Here is a 5978-nt window from a genome sequence, read left to right as displayed (position 1 = left end):
TACGACCTCCAAACCAATAAACCCTTTTTCGTAGGCCGTGATAGTATCGCTAAACCAACATTAGCCGAAATCGAAAACGAGCGTCGCATTGGCTATGCCTATTATGGCACTTGGCCAGCTAAATTCCTTTCAACTGACTATCCTGCGTGGGTAGCAAAATGGGGAAAGTAACACAAGTTTCCAACTTGTGCATAACAAAAATCGTTCTATGAAAAAAAACGTATATAAGAAACAAGTTAGAAACTTGTTCTACAAAAAAAGTCTCATTTTTGCCATTTTATTAATGAGCAATGCCCTCTTTGCTCAAAAAATAACCGTTGCACAAGATGGCACAGGCAAGTACAAAACTATTCAAGAAGCAATCAATAGCCTTGATACGGTTTCGACCAAACAACGTACAATTTTTATAAAAAATGGTGTTTATCGTGAAAAATTACTGATTACTAAGTCATTTTTGAAGCTACAAGGTGAGTCGGAAGATGGGGTAATTATTCTCGCTACGCTCCCACGTGATGTTTGGCGTTGTGAAAACAAAGACGATTTCGGTGCTGCTACTATCAACGTAAAAGGCCATGATTTGGTTTTCGAGAAGCTTTCAGTAATCAATGATTACGGCTTCAATGCAAAGGAAGATACCACCATCGTTTGCACCAACGAAGCTGGCAATAGTCAAAGCACCTTACCGAGAGAAGAAGGTGAAAAAGCTGGTAAAAAAATCGTCAGAAAAGATGGACATCAGTTTGCGTTTCGTTCGTTTCCTGGAGCAACTCGCTTGAGTTTTATCAACTGCACATTCAGAGCAGGTGGTGGCGATACCGTTAGTCCGTGGGACGTTGAAGGTGGCTTGTATTATTTCAAAAATTGCACGATGGAAGGCCACGTTGACCTCTACTGCCCCAGAGGTTGGGCTTATGCCGAAAACTGTAAATTTGTTTGCCACAACATGAATGCCGCCATTTGGCACGATGGTTCTAATTACGAATCATCGAAGACGGTGCTGAAAAATTGCACTTTTGAAGGCGACAAAGGCTATAAATTGGGGCGTTTTCACCGTGAAGCACAGTTTTATTTGATTGATTGCAAGTTTGATGAAAACATGGCCGATGCCGAAATTTACCAATCATCAACCACGCAACTCAAATGGGGAAAACGTGTCTATTATTACAACTGCCACCGCAAAGGAAACGATTTTGCGTGGTATGGGAATAACCTAAAAATCGAACCAAAAACGATTACAGTTGATTGGACTTTTGATGGAAAATGGAATCCTGTAAATAAATAATATATCTGATTTTACGCATGAAAAATAAAAACCTATACCGTTTATTGCTATTTACTGCCTTGTTTTGGGCAAATTCGGCTTTTAGTCCGACCGAAGAAAAGCCTCGTATTTTCTTGATTGGTGACTCAACTTGTGCCAATAAAAATCCTTATGACGCACCCGAAACTGGCTGGGGACAAGTATTGCCAGAGTTATTTACGAATGCAGTAGAGATTCAAAACCACGCTGTCAATGGTCGTAGCACAAGAAGTTTCCGCAATCAAGGTCTTTGGAAAAAAGTACAGGACCAACTGCATAAAGGCGACTACGTTTTTATTCAATTCGGGCATAACGACCAAAAAGAATCGGACACAACTCGCTACGCAGCGGCACAGACCGATTACCGCAAAAACCTGATTCGCTACATCGAAGAAACGCAAGCCAAAGGAGCTACGCCTGTGATTCTTACGCCTGTGATGCGTAGAAAATTTGATGAGAGCGGAAAATTTGTTGACCAGCACGGCGAATATCCTGTGGTTGTTCGTGAAGTTGCCAAACAATACAACATTGCGTTGATTGATATGCACGCTTCGAGCCAAAAAGTGATTGAGCAACATGGCGTTGAAGGCTCGAAAAAGATTTTTATGAATGTTGCGGCTGGCATTTATCCAAAATTCCCGAAAGGAATCGAAGATAATACGCATTTTACAGCCTACGGAGCAAGATTAATGGCAAATTTGGTAGCCGATGGCCTCGTAAGTACGGGAAATCCATTAAGAAATTTCTTAAAAAAGACCGAATTTAATGATAAATACGCCTACGAATTACCGATAACCTATCGACCAGTTTTCAGAAAAGATACTTTCAATATTGCACGATACGGAGCAAAAGCCGATGGTCTGACTGTCAATACAAAAGCTATCAATCAAGCCATTGAGCTTTGTAATGCTGCTGGTGGCGGAACGGTTTTCGTACCAAAAGGACTTTGGGTAACGGGCCCGATTGTGTTGAAAAGCAACGTAAATCTTCATCTCGAAAAAGGAGCGTTGCTTCAATTCAGTAAAAATTATGATGATTACCCAATCGTGCTGACTACTTGGGAAGGGCAAGATTCTTACCGCTGTCAAGCACCTATTTGGGGCGTTGATTTAGAGAATATTGCTATTACGGGCGAAGGCGTACTTGATGGCGGTGGCGATGTATGGCGTGCAATCAAACGAGAAAAACAAACGGCTGGGCAATGGGCAAATTTGCTAAAATCAGGTGGTGTGACAGACGAAAAACAAAATAACTGGTATCCATCAGAAAAGTCGTTGAAAGGAAACATGATTCCGAATGCAGGTAGAATCTTGAATGGCGTAAAACCAACGCCCGAAGAATTGGCTTCGTACAAAGATTTTCTTCGTCCGAATATGTTGAGCTTGACACGCTGTAAAAATATTATTGTTGAGGGTGTAACTTTCCAAAACTCACCTGCTTGGACTATGCACCCCCTACTCTGCGAACATATTTCGGTGAAAAACGTAACGGTGAAAAATTATTGGTATGCTCAAAACAGCGATGCCATTGATTTGGAATCTTGCCGAAATGGCATTTTAGAAGGCTGTACTTTCGATACGGGCGATGATGGAATTACGATAAAATCGGGTCGTGACGAACAAGGACGTAAACGTGGCGTGCCAACCGAAAACTTTATCATCAAAGATTGCATCGTTTATCATGCACACGGTGGTTTTGTGATTGGCTCAGAAATGTCGGGCGGTGTACGCAATATGTACATTTCGGACTGTACTTTCATGGGTTCGGATGTGGGCTTACGCTTCAAAACTGCCCGTGGCCGTGGCGGAGTCGTTGATAATATTTATGTGAATAACATCAACATGACCGAAATTCCAGGCGAAGCAATACTTTTCGATATGTATTATGCCACAAAAGACCCTGTTCGTGCTGATGGCGGGGAAAACGAATTGCCTGTCATAAAACTTGAACCACTGAATGAAGGCACTCCACAATTCAAGGATTTTTATATCAAAAATATCGTGTGTAAAGGTGCCGAAACGGCTATTTTGATAAGAGGTTTACCCGAAATGTCTATCAAAAACATCAATATCGAAAACGCCATGATTGAGTCGAACAAAGGCTTGGTATGCGTAGAAGCTGAAAATATTTCTTTGAAAAACGTTACGCTTTTGACCAACGATAAAACAGTTATGCAAGTACAAAACAGCAAAAATGTTGTGCTGAATAATATCCAATACGGTGCTGGTAAAGATGTGTTGTTGAAGGTAATGGGCGATAAATCTGATGGCGTTAAATTGCTAAACACCGATACGAAAAAAGCCAAGAAAGACATTGAATTGGGCGTTGGCGTGAAGAGTAAGGTTGTGAGCAAAAAATAAAATTAATTACTACTTTCTTTAATCAAACAAAGGTCTTAGGTTTCTAAGGCCTTTTGTTTTTAAAGCTTGATTTAAAATTATTAAAAGATTTTCTTGTATTGAAATGAGTTTCTTGGAAGGAATGAAAAAAACAAATAGAATTTACAAAAGGTTAATACTCAAATATTTGTGTAGCCCAATATTAAGATTAATTTTGTAAACTTCAAGTTATCAACGAACTCCCAAGAATCCCATTCTCAAATGAAAAAACTTTTATCTCTTCTTTTACTTATCATTGCTCCTTTGTTAATCTTTGGGCAAATTTCAATTAATAATTTCCCCTACTCACAAAATTTTGATGCTATTGGTAACACTGCAACGGCAGCCTTACCAACTGGATTTAAGTTAGGAGCAAACACTGCCGATTTTACGGCCGCTGCGAATACAGTCGCTACAACTCAAGCTGGAGGAACTTCTGGTGCAGGTGCGTTGACTGGTACTTCTACAGGCGGAGCATATAATTTTGCGGCTGGCGTTACGGCAACTACTACTGATAGAGCCGTAGGTTTTCTAACATCTGGAGGTTTCACAAGTCCTCGTGATATTTTCTTTGCATTTACCAACAATACAGGAAATGTTTTATCAACCTTGAATATCACTTTTGACTACGAAAAATACCGTACAGGTTCAAGAGCATTTGATTGGACTTTTTTTCATGGCTCAACAGCCACAAGTGTAAGTACAGCCGCAACTGATGGAAATCAGAGTTATGCTGCTGACGCTGCGAATGCAGTTTTAAATCCTTCAACAAGTATATCGAAAACTATTTCACTGACTGGTCTATCTATCGCTAATGGCACTACCTACTACTTAAGATGGAGATATACTGGTTCGGGGGGCTCAACCAATTCTCAAGGTTTAGGAATTGACAATATCGTTATTTCTTCAACTGTTTCTACAAACCCATCACTTTCGGCAACACCTACAAGCATTTCTGGTTTAAATTATACCGAAAGTAGCGGTCCTTCGGCTGCTATAAGCTACAATCTTTCAGGTATAAATTTAACGCCAGGCAGCGATAATATTACGGTTACAGCACCTGCTAACTTTGAAGTTTCTACAACAGCTAATGGTACATTTACCGATAATTTATTGGTGCCATACACAGGCGGAGCTTTGGCTACTACTCCTATTTTTGTTCGTCTGAAAGCAGGTCTTACCACTGGAAGTTATGGAGGAGTAAGCACTTTTGTAACAAACACTGGTGGTGGAGCCTCTTCGGCAGCAAATGTGGCTGTAACAGGTACAGTTAATGCACCGATTGGTAGTTTTACGCCCATCGGTACGGCTCGTACACTTGCTCAAGGCACAACCGTAAACATCGCAGGTAGAGTTACGGTTGCTCAGCAATTCGGTGGTTTACAGATTTTTATTCAAGATATTACGGGTGGTATATCGGTTTTTAAATCTACTGGAAACATGGTGCAGGAAAATAGCTTGGTTATTGGTGATTCAGTACAAGTTACAGGAACGTTGGCAGCATTTAATCAACTTCTTCAAGTAAACGTCACGCAAATCAACAAAGTAGCAGCTACTTCTTTTATTCCAGAGCCAAAAGTTATTACCTCAACTCAAATTTTAGATAACGAAGGGCAATTAGTACGCATCAATGATGTAAACATTCCTTCGGCTACTTTTGCGGCTCAGACTAACTATACTTTTACACCAGTACAGGTGAGAATCACGCAACAAACCAATACTGCTGGCTATACAAATCCATTGGTAGGCACATCGGTTGTGGCAGGAACAGGCTATGTGATTGGAATTGCAGGAAGATTCAATACTTCTGCACAATTATTGGCTCGTTTAACGACTGATATTGTAAGAACTGGTGACCCAGCTCCAGGCAGCACTGATGCCGACTTCGACAGTGAATCAACACTTGATGTGGCTTGTTGGAATATCGAATGGTTTGGTGCAACTGGCAGCGGCTTTGGCCCAACCGATGAGGCACTACAACTACAAAATGCCAAAACCGTAATCAAGACCATCAATGCAGATATATTTAATGTAAATGAAATTGCCAATCTTACGGCATTTAATACCTTAGTTACTGAATTAAACAACGAAGGTTTTGCGTATTCGGGTATTTGTAGCTCTCGCCTGTCTAATAACGATAATGCAACTGGACAAAGAGTCTGTTTTCTTTATAAAACCGCCTTGTTTAGCAATGTTACAACCAAACATATTTTTGAAACTCTTGATGACGCGTTAGATGCCGCAAGCGTTCCTGCGGTATTAAACTCGTTTCCTGATGCCGATAAAACTCGTTTTTGGGC

General features: G+C 40.6%; 4 protein-coding genes. All 4 read left to right on the top strand.

Annotated elements, in window-relative coordinates; genetic code table 11:
* Window positions 1-171 (top strand): pectate lyase (locus ACOVO2_RS03605; RefSeq protein WP_421768663.1); only part of this gene is annotated, 171 nt, incomplete at its 5' end.
* Between the two features lie 37 nt (window positions 172-208).
* On the top strand, window positions 209-1282 hold the full coding sequence (locus ACOVO2_RS03600; protein WP_421768656.1) for a pectinesterase family protein: 1074 nt from the start codon (window positions 209-211) through the stop codon (window positions 1280-1282).
* 17 nt (window positions 1283-1299) lie between these two features.
* The gene (locus tag ACOVO2_RS03595; RefSeq protein ID WP_421768655.1) at window positions 1300-3660 is read left to right on the top strand and encodes a glycosyl hydrolase family 28 protein; all 2361 of its coding nucleotides are present in this window, start codon (window positions 1300-1302) and stop codon (window positions 3658-3660) included.
* Between the two features lie 240 nt (window positions 3661-3900).
* Window positions 3901-5978: DUF5689 domain-containing protein (locus ACOVO2_RS03590; RefSeq protein WP_421768654.1), on the top strand; the 2078-nt coding region annotated here is incomplete at its 3' end.

The sequence above is a fragment of the Emticicia sp. genome, from assembly GCF_049241225.1.
In the GTDB taxonomy this organism is placed as follows: domain Bacteria; phylum Bacteroidota; class Bacteroidia; order Cytophagales; family Spirosomataceae; genus Emticicia.
This window is presented reverse-complemented; position numbering and strand designations above follow the sequence as displayed.

What these genes read in the sequence shown, in the direction of transcription:
- ACOVO2_RS03600 (WP_421768656.1), top strand. Translation starts at nt 209, where the DNA reads ATGAAAAAAAACGTATATAAGAAACAAGTTAGAAACTTGTTCTACAAA.
- ACOVO2_RS03595 (WP_421768655.1), top strand. Translation starts at nt 1,300, where the DNA reads ATGAAAAATAAAAACCTATACCGTTTATTGCTATTTACTGCCTTGTTT.